19 protein-coding genes and 7 pseudogenes are annotated in these 24,367 nt (G+C 68.3%); 13 read left to right on the top strand and 13 right to left on the bottom strand.

Translation table 11 applies throughout. From position 1 onward, the window contains the following. Positions 1-224 precede the first annotated feature (224 nt). Positions 225-470 (bottom strand): annotated as a pseudogene (locus OG883_RS46535) (DUF6233 domain-containing protein); the annotation flags it as partial. Positions 471-838: 368 nt separating this feature from the next. On the opposite strand from OG883_RS46535, the gene OG883_RS46540 reads away from it, so the two are divergent. Together OG883_RS46540 and OG883_RS46545 are read left to right on the top strand one after the other, a co-directional pair. Further along, positions 839-1,390, top strand: coding sequence for a hypothetical protein (locus OG883_RS46540; protein ID WP_266554970.1), 552 nt, complete (start codon positions 839-841; stop codon positions 1,388-1,390). 126 nt (positions 1,391-1,516) lie between these two features. Further along, positions 1,517-2,035: a hypothetical protein gene (locus tag OG883_RS46545; RefSeq protein WP_266554972.1), complete on the top strand. Its 519-nt coding sequence runs from the start codon at positions 1,517-1,519 to the stop codon at positions 2,033-2,035. Here the strand turns inward: OG883_RS46545 and OG883_RS46550 are convergent. Then, positions 1,999-2,343, bottom strand: a pseudogene (locus OG883_RS46550) (DUF6233 domain-containing protein); the annotation flags it as partial. The gene OG883_RS46545 and the pseudogene OG883_RS46550 overlap by 37 nt on opposite strands. Positions 2,344-2,895: 552 nt before the next feature. On the opposite strand from OG883_RS46550, the gene OG883_RS46555 reads away from it, so the two are divergent. After that, the gene (locus OG883_RS46555; protein ID WP_266554974.1) at positions 2,896-3,468 is read left to right on the top strand and encodes a dihydrofolate reductase family protein; all 573 of its coding nucleotides are present in this window, start codon (positions 2,896-2,898) and stop codon (positions 3,466-3,468) included. Positions 3,469-4,921: 1,453 nt separating this feature from the next. Continuing rightward, positions 4,922-6,310, top strand: a complete 1,389-nt coding sequence (locus tag OG883_RS46560) for a hypothetical protein (protein WP_266554976.1) — start codon at positions 4,922-4,924, stop codon at positions 6,308-6,310. Between the two features lie 85 nt (positions 6,311-6,395). Here OG883_RS46560 and OG883_RS46565 read toward each other — a convergent pair. Next, positions 6,396-6,980 (bottom strand): annotated as a pseudogene (locus tag OG883_RS46565) (Tn3 family transposase); the annotation flags it as partial. Positions 6,981-7,060: 80 nt separating this feature from the next. Further along, complete coding sequence (locus OG883_RS46570) at positions 7,061-7,930, bottom strand: recombinase family protein (protein ID WP_266554978.1); 870 nt, start codon at positions 7,928-7,930, stop codon at positions 7,061-7,063. 718 nt (positions 7,931-8,648) lie between these two features. Between OG883_RS46570 and OG883_RS46575 the strand changes: the two genes are divergently transcribed. From OG883_RS46575 to OG883_RS46595, 5 genes are read left to right on the top strand one after another with little or no spacing between them, the layout of a single operon-like run. After that, complete coding sequence (locus OG883_RS46575; protein ID WP_107050258.1) at positions 8,649-8,759, top strand: keywimysin-related RiPP; 111 nt, start codon at positions 8,649-8,651, stop codon at positions 8,757-8,759. Positions 8,760-8,785: 26 nt separating this feature from the next. Continuing rightward, entirely contained in the window at positions 8,786-10,642 is a 1,857-nt protein-coding gene (locus OG883_RS46580; RefSeq protein WP_266554983.1) for a lasso peptide isopeptide bond-forming cyclase, read from the top strand. A gap of 29 nt (positions 10,643-10,671) precedes the next feature. Continuing rightward, a complete protein-coding gene (locus OG883_RS46585; protein ID WP_266554985.1) occupies positions 10,672-10,926 on the top strand; it encodes a lasso peptide biosynthesis PqqD family chaperone in 255 nt (84 codons plus the stop codon). After that, complete coding sequence (locus OG883_RS46590) at positions 10,923-11,357, top strand: lasso peptide biosynthesis B2 protein (protein ID WP_266554987.1); 435 nt, start codon at positions 10,923-10,925, stop codon at positions 11,355-11,357. The genes OG883_RS46585 and OG883_RS46590 overlap by 4 nt, the downstream gene beginning before the upstream one ends. After that, positions 11,354-13,213 (top strand): ABC transporter ATP-binding protein, encoded by a 1,860-nt coding sequence (locus OG883_RS46595; RefSeq protein WP_266554990.1) that lies wholly within the window; start codon positions 11,354-11,356, stop codon positions 13,211-13,213. The genes OG883_RS46590 and OG883_RS46595 overlap by 4 nt, the downstream gene beginning before the upstream one ends. A 201-nt stretch (positions 13,214-13,414) precedes the next feature. Here the strand turns inward: OG883_RS46595 and OG883_RS46600 are convergent, their stop codons facing one another. From OG883_RS46600 to OG883_RS46615, 4 genes and pseudogenes are all read right to left on the bottom strand, one after another. Further along, on the bottom strand, positions 13,415-13,909 hold the full coding sequence (locus tag OG883_RS46600) for a DUF4158 domain-containing protein (protein ID WP_266554995.1): 495 nt from the start codon (positions 13,907-13,909) through the stop codon (positions 13,415-13,417). Positions 13,910-14,027: 118 nt separating this feature from the next. Next, positions 14,028-14,606: pseudogene (locus OG883_RS46605) on the bottom strand (Tn3 family transposase); the annotation flags it as partial. A gap of 319 nt (positions 14,607-14,925) precedes the next feature. After that, complete coding sequence (locus OG883_RS46610; RefSeq protein WP_266554997.1) at positions 14,926-15,816, bottom strand: PaaX family transcriptional regulator C-terminal domain-containing protein; 891 nt, start codon at positions 15,814-15,816, stop codon at positions 14,926-14,928. A gap of 41 nt (positions 15,817-15,857) precedes the next feature. Next, positions 15,858-16,532 (bottom strand): GNAT family N-acetyltransferase, encoded by a 675-nt coding sequence (locus tag OG883_RS46615; RefSeq protein ID WP_266554999.1) that lies wholly within the window; start codon positions 16,530-16,532, stop codon positions 15,858-15,860. Positions 16,533-16,664: 132 nt separating this feature from the next. Between OG883_RS46615 and OG883_RS46620 the strand changes: the two genes are divergently transcribed. Continuing rightward, positions 16,665-17,516 carry a S9 family peptidase gene (locus OG883_RS46620; protein WP_266555001.1) on the top strand — a complete coding sequence of 284 codons (852 nt, stop codon included), beginning with the start codon at positions 16,665-16,667 and terminating at the stop codon, positions 17,514-17,516. Next, complete coding sequence (locus OG883_RS46625) at positions 17,495-17,905, top strand: RidA family protein (protein WP_266555003.1); 411 nt, start codon at positions 17,495-17,497, stop codon at positions 17,903-17,905. Before OG883_RS46620 ends, OG883_RS46625 begins: the two co-directional genes overlap by 22 nt. A gap of 81 nt (positions 17,906-17,986) precedes the next feature. On the opposite strand, the pseudogene istB reads toward OG883_RS46625, so the two are convergent. The 5 genes and pseudogenes from istB to OG883_RS46650 form a co-directional block, all read right to left on the bottom strand. Beyond that, positions 17,987-18,783 (bottom strand): annotated as a pseudogene (istB, locus tag OG883_RS46630) (IS21-like element helper ATPase IstB). A gap of 204 nt (positions 18,784-18,987) precedes the next feature. Continuing rightward, the gene (istA, locus tag OG883_RS46635; RefSeq protein WP_266555005.1) at positions 18,988-20,253 is read right to left on the bottom strand and encodes an IS21 family transposase; all 1,266 of its coding nucleotides are present in this window, start codon (positions 20,251-20,253) and stop codon (positions 18,988-18,990) included. A 52-nt stretch (positions 20,254-20,305) separates the two neighbouring features. Beyond that, positions 20,306-20,707: pseudogene (locus tag OG883_RS46640) on the bottom strand (transposase); the annotation flags it as partial. Positions 20,708-20,740: 33 nt separating this feature from the next. Then, positions 20,741-21,073: pseudogene (locus OG883_RS46645) on the bottom strand (transposase); the annotation flags it as partial. A gap of 118 nt (positions 21,074-21,191) precedes the next feature. Next, the gene (locus OG883_RS46650; protein ID WP_266555007.1) at positions 21,192-22,001 is read right to left on the bottom strand and encodes an IclR family transcriptional regulator C-terminal domain-containing protein; all 810 of its coding nucleotides are present in this window, start codon (positions 21,999-22,001) and stop codon (positions 21,192-21,194) included. A 281-nt stretch (positions 22,002-22,282) separates the two neighbouring features. Here OG883_RS46650 and OG883_RS46655 point away from each other — a divergent pair, with 281 nt between their 5' ends. Further along, a complete protein-coding gene (locus OG883_RS46655) occupies positions 22,283-23,440 on the top strand; it encodes a CaiB/BaiF CoA-transferase family protein (RefSeq protein WP_266555009.1) in 1,158 nt (385 codons plus the stop codon). Beyond that, complete coding sequence (locus OG883_RS46660) at positions 23,433-24,269, top strand: citryl-CoA lyase (RefSeq protein ID WP_266555011.1); 837 nt, start codon at positions 23,433-23,435, stop codon at positions 24,267-24,269. The genes OG883_RS46655 and OG883_RS46660 overlap by 8 nt, the downstream gene beginning before the upstream one ends. Positions 24,270-24,367 lie beyond the last annotated feature (98 nt).

The raw sequence follows: 24,367 nt of genomic DNA on the forward strand, positions 1-24,367 counted from the left end.
TGTACGGTTCGTACCACGGACGACCTCGCCGGCATTGCTCTACTCAGCGACTTGTTCGCACTTCCTAATCGGCGGCCGAGTCGTCGTGGGGCGCCGGGCGGCGAAGCGAGGGAAGCCACCGTCGGCAGCAGCCTGATAGCCACACCCGACACCCCTGGGTGTCCTCACCCTACGAATGGGAGGACCAACCCGATCAAGAAGGTAGAGCAGCCTGAGTCTGGAGCTCAACGGTCGGCGAAGCCGTCCTCGAACCCGCGCAGCACGGGGTCCAGCTCCTGGGCGGTTCCGCACAGGGAGCACAGGCGGGTGCCCGGCTGCGTTCAGTGCCGACTCCGGCAGCAGCGGTGCGCCCTGCGGTGCCTCTTCGCAGTCCGGTGCGTGCACAACGGCGCGGACCGGCCCGCGTGCGGCTTTTGCAGGACCCATCCGGAGGGCCGGCGGGGCCCCAGGGCCTCGCGCACCGTCGACGGCTTCTCGGCACCGGCAGCCGTTCACCCGGATGGCAGGTTTAGCTCGCCGGTTCGGGCGATCGTGCCGTCTCATGGGCTTGACCACTTCCTGCGTTCGAGTAGGAGGTGGCCGATGTACAACATGCGCGCCGAACACGTGGCGACGAAGGTCGACGGGGGACTGCTCTGGCCCGTTCTCGACCGCGACTGCAGTGCCTTTTGTGCGGCCGAGTGATGAACAGCAAGGCGATCACCACATCGGATGCAGCGTACGACTGCGACGACCCGTCGGCCACGCTCCTTCCACAAGTGATAGGTCCACGTGAGTGGACTGGCGTGCGACGTAGAAGACCGTGGGCATAAGCGGGCCGAAGTTTGGAGTCCACTCCATGAAATGCGACACCTCGCGGCAGCACGCCCAAACCAGGCCGCGGCTCGTTGAGCGGTGGCGGGAGTCGGCCGACCGGCATCTCACCCCCACGAAGCGATCGCTGATCGTGACCTGGGTTGCCTTCGGTACCACCTGGGGCACGGTCCGGCTGGTCACCCACGGCATCCGCGGAGGCTGGCTGCCCTGGGGGAACATCTCCGCGGGCGGCGAGCATCTGCACCACTACAACTTCGGCATCGCCACCCTCGCCGGTATCGGCCTAATCGCCGTACGCGGCGACGAACGCGCCGTCGGCCACCCCGTCATCGCCGCTGCCTACGGCGCCGGAACCGCGTTGATCACTGACGAGTTCGCCCTGCTGCTGGACCTGAGCGACGTCTACTGGGCCGAACAGGGGCGGCTCAGTGTGGACGTCTCCCTCGGCTTCCTGTCCGCGCTCGGCACGTACCTGACCGCCAAGCCGTTCTGGGACGAGGTCACCCGGGTGACGCGCAACCACGTCGCCTCCGCGGCCCGGCGGGGACTGTCGGAGGCCACGACCGGGGCATAGCTGCCGAACAGCGGGAACATGCGCGGACTTTATTTGCTGTGGGTGGTGGTTCCTCGGAAGCCCCGCCCTCCCGATCACTGGGCTCGCCCCGTATATGGGGCGCGAGTCCTTGGCGCCGCCCCCGTCATGCCGGCCCCGTCACCGACCGGTGCCCCAGGCCCTTACGTCGACGAAGCTCTGATCGCCGACCTGGAAGCCAAGGACTCCGCTCTCCAGCCCGACAAACTGCTCGCCCTGGTGGACGAGCTCAACGTCAACCACGCCAATCGGCACCCCTACGCCTGCCAGATGCTGCTGCGCGCCATCCTCGACCATGTCCCGCCCGCCTTCGGACACCAGACGTTTGCGCAGGTCGTAGCCAACGTGATGTTCGGCAGGACCGACAAGGCGTACATCAAGAAGCTCGCCGACTTCCGCAACGGCGGCGATGACGCCCTGCACCGACCGATGAGCACCAAGCCCAGCCGCCTCAACATGGACGACCTGCCGCCTCGCACATACATCAACGCACTGCTTCAAGGCGTGCTCGACAGCCTTCGCCCGGTTCCGCAGCCCACAGCCCACGTCGGCGCGCGTGACGCGCAACGCGTGGCGCTCCGCCCTACCGCTCAGCTGTCGCCGAAGCCCTTGAGGACGAGCTCCTGAGCGGCGCCGCACAGCGAGCACAGCCGGGTGCCCGGGTGCTGCGCCGCGTCCAGGGCCCGGTTGAGCGTGAGCACCGGTGCCCCGGCCGGGGCTTCCTCGCAGTCGACCGTGTGCACGACACCCCGGCCGGGACCGCGCCCGCCGGCCTTCGCCAGCACCCAGCCGGATGGCCGGCGCGGCCCCAGTGCCTGGTGGACGGCCGTGGGCGGCTCCAGATGCTCGGTAGGCACGCCGTCGTACGAGACGCCGTCCACGGGCCGTACATGCTCAGGCGCCCGGACCCAGACCCGGTATTCGGCAGGCTCCACACTGTCGCCGTACTGGTGGAGAGGCAGTACTTCGACTGTGCGCTATTCCTCAGCTTGGGGCTGGGCTCCCGGATCTGGTAGGGCCGCATGTTGAGGTGCCAGCGCTCCTGACCGCTGTCATCCGCGCGACGGCCTCAGCGCTCCTGGCGCAGCGAAAGGCCCGTCGCGAGTACGCGAACCGCGTTAGAGCTCTCGACCAGTGACCAGGCCCCTCCACTTGCTGTGGCTGCCATGGGCTGGGCCGCAGCCGCTTAAGCCGTCTCGTTTGGTTCACCGAGTCCGACTACAACACGTTGCCGCGCCACCGGTTGCGGCTTTGCACCGCGCATCGCTGTTGCAGTGCTGGAGGTTCTTACGATCGGGCACGTGTGTGGCTCACCAAGGTGAGCCAGATGGCCGAGGCCGTCGGGAAAGGGGCGGGCGACGACCGATGAGTTTCTCCATGATCCACGGTCATAGATCATGATTGCTGCACCGCAGCCACGGGTGTGGTCGAAGTGTGCACCGGCCGAACCCGCTGAGAACCAGACACGAGACACCGAGGAACTTGAGATGCGTACCCTGATCAGCACCGCTTTCATATCGCTCGACGGCGTCGTGGAGGGCCCGGGAGGTGAGCCCGGTTACCGGAACTCTGGGTGGACCTTCAAGGACGTCGAGTTCCTCCCCGAGGCGTTCGAGATCAAGGGCCGGGAGCAGAAGGAAGCCTCCGCGATCCTGATGGGCCGGACCAGCTACGAGGCGTTCAGCCCTGTGTGGCCCGACATGGAGGACTTTGCCGACTACAAGGTGATGCCGAAGTACGTCGTCTCCACCACCCTCACCGAGGACGACCTGGTGTCGAACTGGGGCGAGACGACGATCCTGCGTTCGCTCGACGAGGTCGCCGCGCTGAAGGAGACCGAGGGTGGCCCGATCATCGTCCACGGCAGTGCCTCTCTCAACCAGGCTCTTTCGGACGCCGGCCTGATCGACCGCTTCCACCTCGTCGTCTTCCCACTGCTGCTCGGCGCGGGCAAGCGGCTCTTCAGCGCCACCGACAAGGACACACAGAAGCTGAAGCTCGTCGAGCACGAGGCCTACGCCAACGGCCTGCAGAAGAACGTCTTCGACGTCGTCCGCTGACAAGGCTCCCGCGCTCGCCCCGCCATCGAGGCACTCGTCCTGGCCAGCACGCGGTGGCTCACCGCTCGACCGTGGTGCGCTGTTTGTATGCCGCACGGTCGGCTCGGACGCGGCCGAGCTCCAGGCATACGAGGTCTCGGTGATCCGCAAGAAGCTCACCTAGATCCGCCGGTTCATCACCGGCGTGGTCGCCCCGCACGCCACCCTCCAGCCGAAGGGCCGGTGGATCAAGCACCTCAACACCCAGCTCGGTTCCGTCGAGTCCACGCTCGACGTGATCGCCGGCTACATGGACGCCTGATCGCCCGGGTCGGCCGCGGAAGGCGGCTACTCGGGCCTTCGTCTGAACCCGGTCAGCCAGGGACGTCCTCATAGAGGCGCTGACGCAGTCGTAGAAGCACCGTGACATCGGCAACCCAGGCGAGGCGGGCCAGTAAGCCCCGGATCGCTGGATCGTCGCCGGCCCTGACCGCCAGGACTATCTGGTCGATGAGCAACTCACTGCCCTCCGGAACGGCCGACGGCCGAGACGAGGCCCAACCAAGGTCGTCTCGGCCGCCCAGCACTTCCGGATCCGTCCGCTCAGAAGACATCCCCGCATTCAACGACCCCAGCGGCCAGAGATCATCTCCCCGAAAGGGGGAAGGCCGAGGAGACCCGCAACCCCCGTCCATGACCAAGAACCTCACGAAGGGAGGAGGCAGGATGGGCCGGCGCCGCTGAGAGGCGGTCGCGGTGGTCGCGTCGGATCGCCGCGTACAGCTCGACCTTCGACATCTGGCATGACCAGGGCCTTTCTGGGGTGCCGCATCGGCGGCCAGCGGCTCTTGCCTACAAGCTCGGAGAACTGGCAGGTCACAGGCCAGGTTCGACGCCAGGACAAGCACGCAGGGATCGGCTCCACAGAAGTTGAGCCAGAGGCACAACTGGTGACCAAAGCCCCCCACCCCGCTTCGGCGTCCGGTCAGGTAGTCGCGGCTCGATCCGAGCCCACTGCACGTCAGTCAACGGCGTATTTGGGCGAAGGAGCAGGTGATCCAGACGAAACGATCTAGTTGTCTCCGACACCGGAACCGGGACGCGCCGAATCCACGTCGATCATCGGGACGATACCAGTGCGATATGCCGAGATGACACGACGGAGACCGCAGCATGCCTACCGCCGAAGACCGTTTGTGAGAGTCGGGGTGGCCGTCTCCCGCAGGGCTGCGTCGACGGGTCGCAGAGACTGAGGCCGTCGTGCGGCGAGCTGCGTCACGGAGAAGGGGCCGGCCCTGGAGTGCGACCCCTTCGCGTGTCTTGGCCCGTTCGGCGTCTTCGTGCTCCATCCGGGCTGTCCGCCTGCCCGTACGGATCACGCCGGGAAGCCGACGGCGGTTGCGCATGGTCGGCTGGGCTCGGCTGGTTGCGGTCCCCTGACGGCCGGCCGTCACCGCAGAAGGAGGAGTCTCCGATGTCTCGTCGGTATGTCCCGGCCGTCCTCGGCCTAGTGGCGGGCGCGCTGGTGGCGGTCCCCGTCCCGGCCGCTCACGCCGCCACGGCGCAGGTTCGCTGCTCGGTCCCGGATCTCGTCGCGGCGATCAACGCGGCGAACAGCTCACCGAGGCCGGACACACTCCGGCTGGCGCCCAAGTGCACGTACAAGCTGACGTCGCCGGACCCCGTGAACCCCGGCAACGGGCTGCCGGTGATCACCAGTGAGATCACCATCGACGGGCGTGGGGCCACGATCAGGCGGGACGGGCGAGAGAACAACGTGCCGAAGTTCCGGATCCTCTTCGTCGGTCCGACGGGAAACCTGACGCTCACCCGCACGACGATCAGCGGCGGCTTCGCCACGGACTGCCCTGCTTTCCCCGACCCCCCGGGCCTGGCCTGTGGCGGCGGTATCTCCAACACCGGAACGATGAAGGTGACCCGCAGCAAATTCATCGGCAACACGTCCCGGTCCGACGTGTTCGCCCAGGGCGGCGGCATCGACAGCCCCGGTACCGGAAGCGTGAGCGAGACCGAAGTCACCGGAAACCACGTCATCTACAGCGGGAGCGCAACCGGCGGCGGCGCTGCCGGCGGCGCCATCGCGAACGACGGTCCGCTGACGGTCACCCGCTCCCGGCTGACCGGGAACACCGCCACCGTCACCGAGGACACCCAGAGCACCGCCTTCGCGGCTGGCATCATCAGCTTCGCCGAGACGACCGTTGAGGACACGGTCATCAGCAAGAACCGTTCCTTCGCCCCGGGCGGGTTCGCGCGTGCCGCAGTCTCCAACGGCATTCCGGCGCCCGGCAGGATGACCGTGACCGGCGGCGCCATCAGCGACAACACATCGGACGCTCCGCACGGTGTCGCCCAGGGCGGCGGCATCGCGAACAACGGCCTGATGACTGTGAGCGATGTGAAGATCAGTGGCAACCGGGCGGTCGCCAAGGACGGCACCGCGCGCGGTGGTGGCGTCCGCGTGGGCCCCTTCGGCACGCTCGACCTGAACGACAGCCGCATCACCGGCAACACCGTCGACGCGCCGAACGGCACCGCTCAGGGTGGTGGCCTCGACAACCCCGACGGCGGCACACTGACGGCCAGGCGGAACAAGGTCCTCCGCAACACCGTCACCGCGAAAGACGGCACGGCTCAGGGCGGCGGTCTCTACCACGCCGGGGGAACCACGGGGCTGGGCACCACCACGCTGGAGCAGAACACCATCACCCACAACCGGGCGGGCGACGGCGGCGGCATCTTCAAGGCGTCCGGCATCCTCACCCTGAACGGCGACGTCATCCGCGACAACCAGCCGAACAACTGCAGCCCGGCCGACGCGGTCCCCGGCTGCACCGGCTGACGGTCCCCCGGAGGCAGTGCAGCCCGCCGGGCTGTAAGGCCCACGAAATCGACGACTGACTGCCGAGCCGCCCGAGCTGCCCGGCTCATTCCTCTCCGTCGTCGTCATCGTCGTCCAGCTCGACCGCGTCCGGGTCGCGTAGGGGCCGCAGCCCCTCGCGCGGGACGGACGCGGTGAAGCTGTAGCGGCCAAGGACGTTCAAATTCCGGTGCTTGAGCGGGGACAGTCGGGCCACGTTCTCGTCGCGGATCTCGTGCCCCTGGGCGCGGAGCTGGGCGACGGCGGCGTCGATGTACCGAGTCGTCCACAGCACCACCGCGTTCAGGACCAGGCCGAGCGCGCCGAGCTGGTCCTCCATCCCGTCCCGGTACGCCTGGTGGATGGTGCCCTTCTTGCCGTGGCAGATGTCCGGGGCCAGCTTGTGGCGGGACTCCTGGACGGTGAGCTGCTTGTGCATCTGCCGGCGGTAGGTGTCGTCGACCGGGTCGACCACGGCGAGCAGGTGCAGGCTCTTGGCGATCCGCCCGTACTCGGCGAACGCCTGCCCCAAGGGCGTGGGATGCCCGTCGCGGCCGAATATCCGCAGCAGGTCGTAGGCGCGTACCTGGTTGGTGACCAGGGAGCCGGCCACCCGCAGCATGTCCGGCCAGTGCGTGAGCACCTTCTTCACGGTCCCGCCGGTAACGCTGCTGGATTGAACGCTAAGGAATGATCTTGCCCCCTCGCCGGAGGTGGAGGGTAGCCGGTTGCCTACGACGCCAAAGGCGCGGTGGTCTGTTCGTCGTGTTCGCGCAGCATGCGCATGACGGTGGCGGGTGAGGGGTGCTGGCCCTTCTTCTGGCCGTTGGTGATGACGAGGCGGGAGGCGATGCCGCGGAGGCTCATCTCTTGCTCCCGCAGGTGGAGGGCCATGGAGAGCATGTGGTCGTCGGTGACGCCCGCGCCGCCGATGGTCTTGCCGCGCTTGCGGGCGGACTCGTGGCCTTCGAGGGTGCGGTCGCGGATGTACTCGCGTTCCATGCCGGAGAGAGCCGCCAGCACGGTGAATACGACGCCGGAGGGGTCGTGCGAGCCCTGGAGCTCACCGGTGAGGAAGTGAAGGCCGACGTCACTGGCCTTGAGCTCTTCGGCCAGCGTCGCCAGTTCGATGCCGCGGCCGAGTCGTTTGTGCTCGTGGACGACGAGGGTGACGCGGACGCCGGAGGCGCGCAGTTCGCCGGCGAGCTTGACGGCCTCGTCCAGCTCGGGCCGTCGGGTGGCGCGGGTGGAGATCTTCTCGGAGAAGATCCGGGTGGCGCCCCCCTCGGTCAGCGAGTCGAGCTGGGAGTCCAGGGACTGGCGGGCCGTGGACGCACGGGCGTACCCGAGGCGGACGTGTCCGACCGGCTCGGTGCCGACACCCTTGGGCCGGGGCAGCTCGGTCCAGACCGAGCCGGGCTTGCGCACGGCGGGGGTCGGTTCGTTCAGCGCCTTGACGAGTTTTGGCACCAGCCGGAAGCGGGCGGTGTGGTACTGGATGGTCACCTTGCCCTTGCCGGTGCGGCACGGCGAGCCCGCCGGGGCGGCGCAGGTGGACATCGGGCAGGCGTGCGATTCCACGCGCTTGAAGTCGTCGCTCACGAGCCCTGACTGTTTCATGAGGGTGTTTCAGCCGTCCAGCTATTTGCAACAACACATGAAACATGAAACCCGCAGCATGATCGGCGGGCGGCGCCGTGTTTCACGAGCGAACACCTATGAAACACGGCCCCCGGTTCGGACCGGTCAACTCGCGTCCGTGGAAACCACCTCAGAAGAACGGATGTGGCTCATGCGGTTCTACCGCTTGAACCGCGGATACGCGGTCCGCTCGATCGATGTTGCAATAGAGAGGCCTGCCCCTGGCCTCGGACCGTCTGCGAGGCAATGGAGATCGGCGGCAGCATCCAGCCATTCAGGCAGAAGAAGCGGGGAAGGGAGCGCGGAGGCAGGATCGGAGTGCGCCCCGGCGGCTCCGTCCGGCTCCAGTCGGCGCGCCCTCTTCGCCACACCCACCGTGTGCTTCTCGATGCGCAGGCCGAATCGTTTTTCCGTCCTTGCGCGCATCCCGCTCGCCTGATGTTTCATTTTTGACGAACTTCGTGAGCCGCAGTACAGCTCTCTGGCCACTTTAGAACTTTACATATGATCCCAATTTCTCTAGCGACCTTGCTGTGGCATCCACCTATGCACGTAGCTATTTGGGTACACCCGCTTCCTTGTTCCGGCTCCGGATGAGCCTGGACGGGACGGCAGTGAACCGGTCTCCGGTTCCCGGCCGGCCAGGGGGCGGTCGTGACACCCCATGTGAGGAGAAGTCATGAAGAAGGCTTACGAGGCGCCGACGCTGGTCCGGCTCGGGACGTTCCGGAAGAAGACCGGGCTCCTGCAGAGCTCCGGCAACGACCGTCTCATCCTGAGCAAGAACTGACGGGCGACGGTTCCTGACCCGACGTCATGACTGAACTGCACGAGAGTGCGGGGACGGGCCCCGGCGACGCGCACTTCACGGTCTTCACCGACCGGGAGGACGCGGCCGCCGTGGCCCGCTCCTTCGCCCGCCCCGCAACGCGAATCCTGCAGCACGCTTCGGGCCGGCCCTGGCTGGTGGGGCAGTGGCACGATGAGGAGATTGTCACCGCGCGCGCCGGCCACACGGCCCTCGCCGTCATCGGCTGCTGTCCGGTCGACGCCGTAGAGCTCGGGCGCCACGCCGGCCGGCTACGTGATCTCGCCGAACTCGACGCACTGGCCCGCTCCCTTCCGGGGAGCTTCCATCTCGTCGCCGCGCTCGGCGGGCGGCTCAGGGTGCAGGGCACCGCCTCCGGGCTCCGGCTGGTCTTCCATGCCCCTGTTGACGGAACACAGGTGGCTGCCACCCGCGCCGACGTACTCGCCGCCGCGCTCGGCACCGACCCGGACGAGGAGCAACTGGCCGTCCGGCTGCTGTGGCCCATTCCCCATCCACTCGCCGGGGCACCCATGTGGCGAGGCATCACCGCCGTGTCCCCCCAGGACGCGCTGATCGTCTCGCCGGACGGCCGGACCGTACGCCACTCGCGCTGGTGGACACCGCCGGAACCGGTACGCACGCTCGCCGATGGCGCCTCTCTCGTCCGCGAAGCCCTGGCCGCGGCGGTCGACGCCCGTACCCGGCAGGGTGGCGTGGTCAGCTGCGACCTGTCAGGCGGCCTGGATTCCACTTCCATCTGTTTCCTGGCGGACCGCTCACCGGCCCGGGTAGTGGCCAGCACCTGGCCTGGTCGTGACCCCGCCGACACCGATCTGTACTGGGCAGAACAGGCCGCCCGGTCGATGCCGGACATTGACCATGTGGTCTGGGACGCCGACGCTTCACCGCTGGTCTACACGGGCCTGCTCGGCATCGATGACCTGCTGGACGAACCGACTATCGGCGTCATGGACCGCTCGCGGGTCCTGCACCACCTGCCCGGCCTGGCGGAGCGGGGCAGCCGGTTGCACCTGACCGGCATCGGCGGCGACCACGTGGCCTGGTGCTCGGAGGCGTACTACCACCGACTGCTCCGCACCCGCCCGCTGTTCGCGCTGCGCCAGCTGCGCGGCTTCAGGGCCCTGTGGCAGTGGCCACTGGGCGGCACGGCACGCGCGCTGGCCGACTCGCGGCCGTACGGGAAGTGGCTGGCCGACTCCAGCGGCCGCCTGCGAGACCCACTACCCGCCACCGTCAGCACCAGCGTCGGCTGGGGCATGCCCCCTCGCCTCTTCGACTGGGTCACCCCCGACGCCGAACGGATGGCCCAACGGGCGCTGCGCGAGGCCGCCTTGACCGCCGTACCGCTGCACCCGGACCGCGGCCTGCACACCGACCTCGAACAGATCCTTTCCTGCACCCGCATCATCCGTCAGTGGGACGGGATGGCGGCCCGGGCCGGCCTGCCGATGGCATCGCCGTTCCTCGACGACCGCGTCATCGAGGCATGCCTCGCCGTGCGCCCGAGCGAGCGCGTCACGCCCTGGCAGTACAAACCCCTCCTGACCGCCGCCATGAGCGGGATCGTGCCCGATGCGTGCCTGCGGCGCACCAACAAGGCCGCCGCTTCCATGGACGCATCCAACGGACTGCGCGAACACCGCGCCGATCTGCTGGCGCTCTGGGAGGACTCCCGGCTGGAGCAGCTCGGACTGGTCGACGGCGCAGCCCTGCGCCGGCTCGCCCAACGCCCGGCCACACCCGAACTGCGCGACGCGATCCTCTACTCGACCATCGCCGCTGAGGTGTGGCTGCGCGGCCTCCACCGAACCACCGGGCCCAAGGCTCCCGCCTCCTCATGACCACCGTTGCTCAGCAGAAAGGCACACGCATGGCATTGAAGTTCGGCGCCGATGTCTCCACTGCCGAGACGGACTACGGCACGGTCCTCCTGGACGAACGCGCCGGGGACTACTGGGAGCTGAATCCGACCGGCACCCTGGTGGTCAACACGCTGATGGCGGGCGGTGACGAAGCCGCCGCGGTCGCCGCGCTCGTCGACGAGTTCGACATCGACCTCGTCCAGGCGAAGCAGGACGTCGACGCCCTCGTACAGCAACTGCGGACCTCGGGGCTGGCCGAATGACGACGCCCAGCGCCCTGGAGCGGCCCACCGGCGTGCCCTTCGCCCGGCGCCTGGCCGCCCGTCTCGTCCTGATCCCCGCCCTCGTGCTCTCACTCCTGCCGCCCCGCCGGATCCGCGCCGTGCTCCACCTCGCATGCCGCCAAGCCACGCCGGCCACCGCCGCACAGGCAAAGAACGCACGGGACGCGATGTGCGCGGTGAGCCTGCGCTGCGCCGGGCCGAAAGGCTGCCTGCCCCGGTCTCTGGGAGCCGCGCTGCTGTGCCGCCTGTCAGGGAGCTGGCCGACCTGGTGCACCGGGGTGCGCGTGGTGCCGCCGTTCACGGCGCACGCCTGGATCGAGGCGGACGGCCGCCCCGTGGACGAGGGCGTACCCGACGACTACTTCACCCGGCTCATCACGGTCGCTCCCGGGAGCCGGTCAGGCCGATGACCGACACCGCCGTGGATCAGGCACAGCCGACGGCCGCGGGCGACCGCTCCACCCGGGCCGCGGTCGCCACCATGTACCGGCTCACCACCGGCCACCGGGCCACCATCACCGTCGCCACCGTACTCACCCTCGTCGGCTCGGCGCTCGGGCTTGCCCAGCCGCTCGTCGCCAAACAGGCCGTGGACGCGAGCGGACGGGGACAGGTGCTGTGGCCCTTGCTGCTGCTCCTGGCCGTACTGTTCGTCACCGAAGCGGCGACCAGCGCGGTGGGCCGCTTCGTCCTGGAGCGCATGGGCGAAAGCATCGTACGAGGGCTGCGCCACAGCCTGGTGGCGCGGCTGCTCCGGCTGGAGATGCGGGAGTACGACCGGCACCGCAGCGGCGACCTGATCTCCCGGGTCACCGCCGACACCACCCTGCTCAGAGAAGTCGTCTCCCAGGCACTGGTCGATCTGGTGACGGGTGCCCTCGTCGCGGCGGGGGCGATCGTCCTCATGGTGTGGATCGACCCGCTGCTGCTCCTCCTGGTCGCCCTCACCGTAGCTACCGCCGCCGTGATCGTCGCCTCGCTTCTCAAGGGCATTCGGGCTGCCTCCGAACGCATGCAGACCTCCGTCGGCGCGATCGCCGCCGACCTCGAACGCGCCCTCGGCGCCCTGCCGATGGTCCGGGTTCACCGAGCCGAGGACCGTGAAGCGGCCCGCATCGGAGAACGCGTCGAGGCGGCCTACCGCGCCGGCGTACGGACCGCGAAACTCGCCTCCCTGATGAGCCCCGCGGTCGAACTCGCCGTCCAGGGCTCCTTCCTGATCGTCCTGGTCATCGGCGGCCTGCGGGTCAACGGCCACGCCAACTCCCTCGGCGACCTGGTCGCCTTCCTGCTGTACGCCTCCTACCTGGTCCTTCCACTGTCCTCGGTCTTCCGGGCAGCAGGCCTGATCCAGCGTGGCATGGGGGCCTACCAGCGCATCGAGCAGGCACTTTCCCTGCCGGCGGAGCCCTCCCAGCAGACCCCGGCCGTCCGGGCATACACGCGCGAGGCAGCCCGGCAGACCATCCCGTACCAGGAACCCGCCCTCGCCCTGCGCAATCTCAGCTTCGGCTACGACCCGGACCGGCCGGTGCTGCGCGGCGTCTCGTTCACTGTCCCCTACCGGCAGCAGACGGCCCTGGTCGGCCTGTCGGGTGCCGGAAAGAGCACGATCTTTGCCCTCATCGCCAGATTCCACGAACCGGACTCCGGGACCCTGCTCTTCGACGGCCTGCCCGCCACCGCACTGAGCCGCACCGCATGCCGCGGACGCATCGCCGTCGTCGACCAGAACGCCCACGTCGTCCACGGCACCCTCTGGGACAACATCACCTATGCCACGCCCGACGCCACCCAGGCAGAAGTGCAACACGTCGTCGAGCTCGCCCAGCTGGAAGGCGTCGTGCGGCGGCTGCCGGACGGCTTGTCGGGAATGCTCGGCGAACGCGGCGGCACCCTGTCAGCGGGAGAGCGCCAACGGGTCGCCCTGGCCCGCGCCCTGCTCGCCCGCCCCTCGATCCTCCTGCTCGACGAGCCCACCTCCCACCTCGACACCATCAATGAGACCGCGCTCACCACAGTGATGAAGGACGTCGCCCGAGAATGCGCCGTCCTGGTCATCGCACACCGGCTCTCCACCGTCCAACACGCCGACCAGATCGTCGTACTGGACAACGGCCGCACCACCGCCCAAGGACGTCACCAGGAACTACTCACCAGCAGCCCCATTTACCGCGAACTGGCCGCCGGACAGATGCTCCACCCAGCCAACGCCCAGACCTCCCCCGTGACGACCGTCCGCCCCCACCCACGCCACCCGCTGTGAACCGGACACGGACACGACACCGAGCGCGCCTCAGGCAGTCCAGCCAGCCATCACCCTGGGCCAGGGCGACGGCGACGGCCAAGCCGTTGCTCCCTGCCGCGAAGGCGTCCGGCACCGACGACGTCATCGCCGGACACCTCCACGAGGCCACATCGGCACCACTTCGCCCGCGCTTACGTCATCCCCGTCGGCTGACCGGGGTTATTCCTCGGAGGCGGCCAGGTCGCGCACCCGGTTACGCAGCAGCCACGTCACCGCCCGGTCGAACAGCGCCCGCAGCCCCTCGTTCGACACCCACACCCGCCCGGCGATGTACTCCCGCAGGGCCAGGTCGCCGTCCTCGAAGTCGCGGATCTTCAGCAGCCTCCGGATCTCGCGGGCGTGCTCGTGCTGGGTCGGCAGCCGCTCCGGGTACAGCTTCAGACACGACGGATCATCGATCCCCAACTGTTCCGCGACGAACTCGGCCACCCCAGGCGGCACTTCGGCCGGCGCCGACATGGAAGTGCCCAGCATCCGTACGGTGCCCCACTGAACCGCCCAGCCCAGCCGATTGTGAGGCCGACGCTTGGCCGCCGCCTGCTCCAGCGCCACCGTGTCCAGCCGGAAGAACTCCTCCAGCTCCTGCACTGACGGCTCCCCGGCGAAACGTCCATACCGGGCTGTCTGATCTTCTGAAAGATACCCAACAGTCACGACTCGTGACGCTAGGCAACAGGCGTCACAGTCGTCCCGGTAGTGATCGAACCGAGACCCCCCGACCCATGATCATTCCATAGCGTTCAATCCAGCAGCGTTACCGGCGGGACCCCTTCACGTTCACCTTGTTGCGGGCCAGTGCCTCCAACGGCCCGTAGTTGCCCAAGGCCTCGCCGCCGGGCATTTGGGCCTTCCAGAACCGCTGGTCTTCGAGGTCCTTGAAGCGCGGGGAGAAGCGGTAGCCGAGCATCTTGAAGATGCCGAAGACCATGTCGGAGTACGAGGCATTGTCGGTGGCGACCATCTCCGGCTGAGTCGCGCGGGGTACCGGGCACCACCATCTGCCCGATCCCGATCACCTGGTCATTGATCGCGTTGAGCCAGGTGATGCCCGTCTTCTTCGCGAAGTAGAGGGGCTCGGGGCGGCGTTGATGGTGCGGACCGGGACGACGAAGCGCAGGCCGTCGACAGAAGCGAGCAGCCCCTTCCCCCAGAACTGCACGATCGGCACCTGGGCCTGGGCCTCGATCAGGGCGGCGATGGTGTCGGCGCGAAGGTAGTACTGGTCTACGTGGACCAGGCGGGAACGGGTGAGCGCCTCGATGTTCGGGTTGATGACCGGGGTCATGCCGATGTTGCACGCCTCGGAGACGAGCAGGGCGACGACCGAGGTCGTGAGGTCCTTCATGCGGGTGCGTACCGCAAGGCCGGCGCCGCTGGCAACAGCCTTCGCCGACTGCGGGGCGCTCACGCCCTGGCCCTCCTTGCGGGAATCGTTGGGATTGGAGTGCCGGGCCAGGGCGAGTCCCAGGAGGCGGCCCGGCGGGTCAGCCGGCGGTCGAGGCGACGGACGTCATCGAGGAGGCGCATGATCACCTGCTTCCCGTCATCCGGCACCCCACACACCAACCCCTGGGGTGGGGTCAGCGGTCGCCCGTGTCCTTGCGTTCCTCCATTTCGCGAGCAGTGGTCCGGCTGGCCGCTCTGGCGGGTGTCGACGGAAGCGCAGAGGCTCAGCGCGCTTGATGTGCTGCGAGGTGGATGACGTCGGCGTAGAGGCTGAAGAGGCGCGGTCGTGGACGGTTGTCCGCCGCCGCCACTTCTTGGTACTCGAGGAGCTGGGTCCAGCAGCGGGCCGCGAGGTGGCGGGCGTGCGTGCCGGTCCAGGGCTGGGGGAGGAGCTCGGGTGGGAGGAACGGGTCGGGTTCCATGGCGCGGGAGAACTCGGCTGCGAGTTCGATGGCGATGGTCAACTGCTCGGTATCGGTCGGGCTTGCGGTGTCGTCGAGTTGGTCGAGCCGGGCCTGGGCGAGTACGGCGAGCCGGTCATAGCGCTCGGCGATCTCTGCCAGGGGCCAGAGTTCGGAGGCGAGGTCGGTGGGGGCCCGGTGTTCGCCGATGCGCAGGTCGCTGCTGGTGAGGAAGGTGACGGCATCCAGGATGCCGAGCTGTCGCGCCTGGGCCTCGACGTGTTTCTCGATGGGGTTGGCGCTGACGTACAGACCGCCCTGGACGGCGGCTGCGCCGAGCCTGAGGAGGGAGTCGCGCAGGGTGTCGCGGGCGGCTCTGGCTGATTCCGGGATGGCGAACGCGAAGAGGTGCCAGATGCCGCCCCACGGGGCGTGACCGTGGTCCTGTTGGTACGCGTAGCGGACGTATTCGACGTTCGGCGCAAGGGATCCGGTGACGTCGGCGGTGGCACGCAGCAGGGCTTTGCGGCCGCGGCCTTCGTGGGTGAAGCGGCCTTCGGCGACGAGTCGTTTGATGCACAGGCGTACTTGCTGATCGCTCATTCCCAGGGTGCCCGCGATGGTGTAGAGCTCGCCGGCGTCGACGGTGCCGTCCTCGCGGACCATGGCATGCACGAGCAGGCGGGTGGGGATCTCGGGGGCGGCTTCGGGCATGGGCCGATCATAGGTGTGCGGGATGCGCCTCTCCCCGGTGGTCACGGCCGCTCTCCGGCAGGTGGGGCGACCTCTCCCACGGGTGGGGCGATGGAGCGGTGCATGGTGGTGACGGCGCCGAACCCTATCAGACGTCGCAGGTAGGGCGTCTGTTCGGTGCGGACCCCGGTGAATCCGTGCCGTTCGTACAGGGCGCGTGCGCGGGGATTGACGTCGATGACGTCAAGCCGGACCTCGCCGCAGAGGTGGTCGGCGGCGACCCGGAACGTCTCCCGCAGGAGCAGGCTGCCGATGCCGTTGCCGCGGAAGTCCGCGTCGACTGCGATGCCGTCCATGACCAGCTGCCCTGGCGCCGGGGTGCGTTCGAGCAGGGCCAGAACGGCGAGTCGTGGGATTCCCCTGAACAGGCCGTACGTATTGAGGACGTCGGTCACTCCTCCGCCGGTGAGCCCGCGCCCGCCGAGCTGGAACCCGGCCACTCCCACTACCCGGTCACCGGCGAGTGCCACCACGGCCCGGTCCCGGTGCAGATGTGTCGCGATGAAGTCCCTGCCTGTGGCCGGTGGGTTGAGCGCTGCGCCCAGTTTCCGGCCGAACGCCTCCCAGTACAGCTCGGCGACGCGTTCCTCGGCTCCGTCCGGCACGCCCCGCCGGACGGTCACCGGTCCGCCTGCAGCGGTGCTCCTCGCGTCCCGCGTGTTCTCCGTGTTGGCCATTTTTGGCCCTCCTCGCTTCTCGTCCTGCGCGCCGTAGCGATGTCACTATCTACTGTAGTACGTTCGTATGGAACACGAGAGTTTCTTAATCAATAGATAGAGGTGAATGTGCGATCACGACAACGTGGGGGTGTGCCCGGGAGCAGGCGTCGCCGGGCGAAAGCAGTGATCTGGTCCCTGGTCGGCGTGCTGCTGGTGACGCCGGGGCTGGGCGGAGTGGTGATCTGGCAGAACTCCTACGACATCCGGGAGGAGCGAGTCGTCCTCCGGCATGGTGGAGGTGCGCTCGATGGCGTCCTGGCCACACCGAAGGAGGGCCGGGGGCCGTACGGGCTGGTCGTCTTCGTTCACGGGGACGGGCCGGTCGACGCAACCCATGACACCTTCTACCGGCCGCTGTGGGAGTCGTTCGCCAGAGCCGGGTACGCCTCACTGTCCTGGAGCAAGCCCGGCGTGGGGGGCTCGTCGGGCAACTGGCTGGACCAGAGCATGGAGGACCGGGTCGACGAGACCATGGATGCCATCTCCTGGGCGCGTCAGCGGCCGGACATCGACAGTCGCCGCATCGGACTGTGGGGGGCGAGCCAGGCGGGATGGGTGCTGCCCAAGGTCGCAGCCCGCACTCCCGGCCTGCGGTTCGTCATCGCCGTATCCCCGGCCGTGAACTGGCAGCAGCAAGGCCGCTACCACCTCCTCGCCCAGATGCGCGAGGACGGAGCCTCCGCCGAGCAGGTCGAGGCGGCGCTGCGGCGGAGGGAGATCACGCTGCAACTGGCTTCGTTGATGTCTAGGAACAGCGTTTGTCGACTGGTTCCGGAGTCAGTTGGTGATCATGCGGTTCTTGAATGTCGAGCAGAAGTGACGGCGTTCTCGCGGGGCGGCGAGAAAAGGGAAGGCGGAAGCCAACTGGCCGTTGACAGGATGTCCGCGCTGAACACCCGAGGGGAAAGGACCCCACGACCGTGGCTCGTGCCATTACTTTGATCCGCTCCACCGCCCTGTCCGACGTCGCCGAGTACGCCTACGCGGCCACTGCGCCCGCCGAGTCACGCCTGATCTTCCTTGCAGGGGCGTGTCCGCTGAACGATGACGGCTCCACAGCAGCGATCGGGGACTACGAGGGCCAAGCGGCGAAAGCCATCGAGAACATGCAGGCCGCTCTTACTGCCTCAGGCGCGTCACTCCAGGACGTCATTAGCACACGGGTTCTCGTCGCATCGGCCCGGCGGGAGGACCTGGTGGCCGCCTGGCAGGTTGTCCGGGACTCGTTCGCTGACCATGACGTCCCCAGCACGTTGATGGGCGTCACCGTGCTCGGCTACAAGGACCAACTCGTCGAGATCGAGGCCGTCGCCGCCGTGCTCGATTCTTGAGACATCTTCCAAGGACACCGCAAACGCGGGATGGCCAGCCGTCCGCCAGGACGGCTGGCCATCGAGGAACGTAGGCTGCGGTCAGCCGGCCTTGGCGGGCTCTTCGGCTCGGGCTCGGGTGCTGGCGAGGCGGTAGGAGTCGGTACCGGTCTCGATAATGGTGCCGTTGAAGGTGAGGCGGTCGACGATGGCAGCGCAGAGTCGGGGATCAGTGAAGGTCTTGGTCCAGCCCCCGAAGGACTCGTTGGAGGCGATGGCGACGCTGTTCTTCTCCTCGCGCTCGGTCAGAACCTGGAAGAGGAGTTCAGCGCCGCGGCGGTCCAGTTCCATGTAGCCCAACTCGTCGATGCACAAAAGATCGACGCGTCCGTAACGGGCGATGGTCTTGTTCAGCTGCTTCTCGTCGGCGGCCTCGACCAGTTCGTTCACCAGCTTCGTGGCGAGCGTGTAGCGGACTCGGTAGCCCTTTTTGGCCGCCTCGGTGCCCAGGGCGATGAGCATGTGGGACTTGCCGGTGCCGGAGTCCCCGATCAGGCAGAGCGGCTGGCTCTTCTTGATCCATTCACAGCTGGCGAGTGTGTGGATGGTCGCCGCGTCGATGTTGGGGTTGGCGTCGAAGTCGAAGGCCCGCAGGGATTTCTCTCGCGGGAAGCCGGCCGCCTTGATCCGTCGTTCCGAGCGGCGGCGGGACCGGTCGTCGCACTCGGTCATCAGTAGTTCGGCAAGGAAGCCGCGTAGGTCATCTGGTCCTTCATCGCCCGGTCGGCGATGTCGGAGAACTCGTTGCGGATCGAGGGCAGTCGCAGCATTCGGCAGGCGGTGTCGATGGCGGCGTCGGCGGCCTGCTCGGTCAAGCCTCGCTGGCGGGGCAGGGTCACTGGGCTTCTCCCTCACGGTGGTCACCGCCGCTGATTCGGCGGTGGCGGAGCAATTGGTCATAGGGGGTCACCGACGGCAGCGGCCTAGTGTCCGCAGGAAGGTGCGCGAGCCGCCATTCATGCAGGGACGTCACCATCGCCGGCGGGTTCCCGGAAATCATCTGGCCTGCCGCAGGGACGGGTTCGGTCTCGGCCTGGGCAGTCTTACGGGCCTCCAGGGCGACTGCGTCCGCGGTCATGGCGCCGGCTCGCAGGGGCCGCGGCCAGGCCAGCGACGACATGCTCGTGAGGCAGGTGACGGCCCAGCAGGAGGACCTCGATCAGGGCCCGGGTGCCGTCCCGCTCACCGTGGATCTTGCGGGCCTGGTCCCACCAGGCGTCGTGGACCGGGGTGAATCTTCCTGCCGAGCGGGCCTGTTCGAGGGCTGTGGAGCCGGGGAACGCGCCGGGTTTGCGGACCAGGACTTCCAGGTAGTGGTCCAGGTCCAGACGGACGGCGCCCTTCGCGATCAGCCGCTCGTGCCGGGCCACTTCCACGTTCTGGTCGTAAACCACCAGATGGGAAGCATGCAGCACGACGCGCACGCGTTTGCCGATCAGCCGGATCGGGACCGAGTAGCGGTTGGTGCGGACCGGGATCTGTCCGTAGCGGTCGACCCGCGGGGTGAAGAGCCGGCCCGTCTCGAACGGTTCCTCGGGCAACGGCATCAGCAGCGGTTGTTCGAGTGCGAAGTACTCCGCGACCGTCTTGGGCCTGGACCCGATGCGGCGGGCGTCGTCCTGCCGGTCCCACTGTTCGACCATCTCGTTCAGTTCGGCGAGAGAGGAGACTTCGGGGACGGGGACGAAGTGGTTGCGGCGGAAGTAGCCGATCATCCCTTCGACGCCGCCCTTCTCGTGGGCGCCTTCGATGCCGGGTCGGCAGTAGAAGCTCTCGATGCCGAAGTGCGAGCGGAAGGCGATCCACCGGTCGGCCTCGACTCTTCCCCGGCTCTGCCCCAGCACCCTGGCGACGGCGGCTTTCAGGTTGTCGTAGCGGACCTTGGTCCTCGGCACTCCGCCCAGGGTCCGCAGTGCGTGGACGTGGCCTTCGAAGAAGGCTTCCGGGCCGCAGGAGGCGAACACGCGGTGGACGGCCTTGCCCGAGTACGACAGCCGGAAGGAGAAGAGGTAGCAGGTCACCAGCTCGCCGGCCAGGCGCACGGTCACGTCACCGAAGTCGGCCTCCGCCTCGTGGCCCGGCAGGTGAGTCTGCGGGACGAACGCCTCCAGCGGTGCCTTGCCGGATTTGACCAGGATCTCGGGCCTCCGGCCGGCGACGTAGTAGCGCACGACGCCGTAGGAGACGTCCGCCCCGTGCTCCTCGACCAGCCGGTGGAAGATGCGAGTGACCGTGTGCCGCTGCTTGCGCGGCGCGTCCAGATCCGCCCGCAGGATCTCGTCGATCACCGTCTTGTACGGGTCCAGCATCGTGGCTCGGGGAGGCCAGGGCCCCGGCGTTTGCCCGGCTCGTCCGGTTTGATCATGTGATGCCGTAGAGAGCGAGGACGCGGGGGCGGTCGGTGTGAGCTCGGCGTCCGGCGGTGGTGTTGACGTAGCCGGCGAGCTTGAGTGCGCTGCGGATCAGGTCACGGAGGGCAGCGAGGACGGCGGGCGCGTTGTGGGTTCTGACCTGGGACTTATCCTCTCCGAAGGCCACATCTCGGACCCAGTGGACGGTGTTTTCCACCGTCCAGTGCCCGCGGGCCCAAGACGCGATCTCGGCCGCGCTCGCTTCTTCGGCGGTCAGGTCGGTGATGGCATAGACGGTCTCGCTGGACCATTTCTTGGCTCCGTAGAGGCGGCGTCGGCGCTGGATCCTCAGGGCCTGGGCCGCGTAGGGAAAGAGAAGGCCCGCGACGGTGACGACCTGGACGATCCGTTGAGGTTGCTGGCGGGCTGCGGAGAGGCGGCCGTCGAAGGTGATGTCGAAGGCGTTCAGCGCAGTCTTCCAGCGGCTGGTCCAGCGGGCTTGTCCCTTGCCCGTCGGGTCCAGCGACATGATTGCCATGTAGACGCGCTTCAGTGCGGCCTGCTCGTTGGGGAAGTGGCCGCGGGCCTTGACCGCCCGGCGGATCCTGGCGTTCACGGACTCGATGGCGTTGGTGGTGCAGACGATCCGGCGGATCTCGCTGTCGAAGCGGAGGAACGGGGGTAACTCCTCCCAGGCGTTCTCCCACAGCCTGACGATTGCCGGGTACTTCTTGCCCCATGCGTCGGCGAACTCGGCCAACCGGTCCAGCGCTGCCTCTTCGGTAGCGGTCATGCCCTTGTCCGCGAGGAGTGCTTGCGACCACGGGTACAGCCCGACCTCGCCGTGCAACAGCGACACCACCTCCTCGCCCTTGTCGGGGCCGATTGGCGCCGGATCAGCCGGTCGGCTGCGCGACGGTGGCGATGGGCCGCGCCTCCCATGCCGCCCAGTCGGCGCTGATGGCGCTCGCCGTGCGCAGCAGCAACGGCAGATGGTGCTCGACGAGGTGCTCGATCGGGGTTTCTGCGGCGTGGGCGTTGACGTTCAGCGCGGCGACAGTGCGGCCCTGCCCATTGCGGATGGGTGCCGCGATGGAGCGGATGCCGGGGGCCAGCTCCTGATCGGTCACCACCCAGCCCTTGGCCCGCACATTGCGCAGCACCTCGTCCAGCTCGTCCCGCTCGGTGCGGTGACTCGGCTCGATGCCCGACCGGCTGGGCGTGGCGAGGACCCGGTCGAGTTCCTGGGTGTCGAGGGCGGCGAGCAGCACCTTGCCCAGCGAGGTCTGTGCGGCGGGAAAGCGGGTGCCGATGGTCACCGCGAGCGCCACCAGCTTCGGCATGGCGACCCGGGCGACATACACGACGTCCGAGCCGTCGAGCTGCGCGATCGAGCATGATTCGCCTGTCTGGGCGACCAGCGAGCGCAGGTGGGGCTCGGCGAGTTCCCAGAGGTTGTGGGACCCGACATAGGCCATGCCCAGCTCGAGCACGCGCGGAGTCAGCGAGTATCCGGCTTGTTCACTGCGGAGGTATCCGAGCTGCTGAAGCGTGATCAGGACGCGGCGGGCTGTCGGCCGTGCGAGACCTGCCTGGGCGGCCACCTCGCTCAACGTCATGCACGGCCTACCGGGCTGGAAGCCCCGCAACACGTCGAGGCCGCGCGCGAGTGCCTCGATGAAGTTCGGATCGGCGTCCCGGCGCATCTGTCGTCCTCCACGGAATACGGGTCCCGGCCGGCGTGGCCGCTGGCCGGATGGTTGTCCGACACAACACCCTATCGCCAGCCTGCCTGCGTACAGCCGCTCGGGCATCCGCCATCCGCGAAGATCTCGCCAACACTTCGGACTGGCGTCCGTTTCTGCTGGCCCATTTCTCCAGCAGATTGGTTGACAGTTTAACCATCAGTGCTCAGGCTGTACGTGATGCAGACAGTTGTCCGCAGAGTGGCCAAGTCCGGGAGTCCGGCATGAGGAGTCGTAGTCGAATGAGTGGTGATTCCCGAGGGCCGCTTGACGGTCTGCTGGTGGCTGACTTCTCCCGCATATTGGCGGGTCCGTACGCGACGATGCTGCTGGCGGACCTCGGCGCCGACGTGGTCAAGGTCGAGGGCCCGCGAGGAGACGACACGCGTAGCTGGAAGCCGCCGGTGCGGGATGGAGTGTCGACCTACTACCTGGGGGTCAACCGCGGGAAGCGGTCGATCCTGCTCGACTTCCGCGACGAGGAGGACGCGCGGCTGGCCAGGGAGCTGGCGCGGCGTGCGGACGTGGTGATCGAGAACTTCAAGCCCGGCGGTCTGGCCAGGTACGGGCTGGACCACCCCTCGGTGAGCGTCGGCAATCCGGGCGTGGTCTACGCCTCGATCAGCGGATTCGGGCCCGGCCCCGGCCGACACGTCCCGGGCTACGACCTGATGGTGCAGGCCGTCTCCGGGCTGATGAGCCTGACCGGTGATCCACAGGGGCCGCCGTACCGGGCGGGGATCTCGGTGTTCGACGTGATGGCGGGCAACCACGCCGCCATCGGGATCCTCGCCGCACTGCGTCACCGCGACGCCACCGGCCGCGGCCAGCTCGTCGAGGTGAACCTCCTGTCCTCCGCACTGACGGGGCTGGTCAACCACAGCTCCGCCTACGTCGCCGGTGGCACCGTGCCCTACCGCATGGGCAACGCGCACCCCAGCGTCTTCCCGTACGAGCCGCTGCCGACGGCCGACCAGGACCTGATCGTCACAGCCGCGAACAACGGGCAGTTCCGCCAGCTGTGCGAAGTGCTCGGTATACCCCAGTTCGCCGACGACCCGCGCTTCCGGCGCAACGCCGACCGCACCGAACGCCGCGAGGAGCTCCGGCCGATCCTGGTCGAGCGGTTGCGGACGCGCAGCGCCCTGGAGTGGTTCGACCTGCTCATTGAGGCGGGTGTGCCGTGCGGGCCGATCAACACCGTCGACGGCGGGTTCGCCATGGCCGAACGCTTCGGGCTCGACCCGGTCGTCGAGGTCGGGGAGGCAGACCGGGCGGTACCCACCACCCGGCACCCGATCCGGTTCTCCGAGACCCCCGCTAGCTACCGGCTGCCCCCGCCCGAGTTGAACGAACACGGCACCGAACTTCGCAAGTGGCTGGAGAGCGAGCATGCCTGAGTACCCCACCGCGCTTGGCGCGTCCTCCCTCGACAAGATCACCCTGCTCGGCCAGGATCTCGCGACCGATGTGATGGGTGAGGTCGGATTCGGCGAGCTGGCCTTCTGGCTCGCCACGCAGCGGCGCCCGACGCGGGGGGAGACGCGGGTGTTCGAGGCCGTGCTGGCCGCGCTCGCCGACCACGGATTCACCCCGACCGCGATCGTGACCCGTCTGACGTACCTGTCCGCGCCCGACTCGGTCCAGGGCGCCCTCGCCGCCGGACTCCTCGGGGGCGGCTCGCGCTTCCTCGGCGTGACGGAGGACTGCGGCCGGTTCCTGCACGACGTGCTGGCCGCAGCGGAGTGCGGCTACCCGGTCAACGAGGCAGGCTGGGACACTCTCGCGCTCGCCACCGTGCGTTCCCAGCGGGAGGCCGGCAGGTTCATCCCCGGGCTCGGGCACCACGTGCACAAGCAAGGCGATCCGCGCACCGCGCGGCTCTTCCAGATCGCCACCGAGGAGCAGCTCTTCGGCCCGCACTTGTCGCTGTTCGCCGCAATCGGCCGGGTCCATCCGCAGATCCTGGGCCGGACGCTGCCGCTCAACGGCGCCGGAGTCTGCGGCGCCGCGCTCGCCGACCTCGGCCTGCCGCTGGATCTGCTCCGCGGGTTCGCCCTGCTCGCCCGCACCGCCGGACTCATCGGCCAACTCGCCGAAGAACTGCGCAACCCCGTCGCCAACGACATCTTCCTGTCGGTCGATCTCAACAACAAGCCTGTTCCGCCGAGGTCTACCAGGAGCACCCGATCTGAGGCCGCCATCGCCACGCACCACCCCGCCGCATGAGGAAAGGAGCAGCCATGGCCACCCTGGCCGCGGTCATCGCCTCCACCCACCATCCCTTCTACTACCGAGCGAGTACCGCGGTCGGCGAGGACCGGCCG

Source organism: Streptomyces sp. NBC_01142 (assembly GCF_026341125.1).
Lineage (GTDB): Bacteria > Actinomycetota > Actinomycetes > Streptomycetales > Streptomycetaceae > Streptomyces.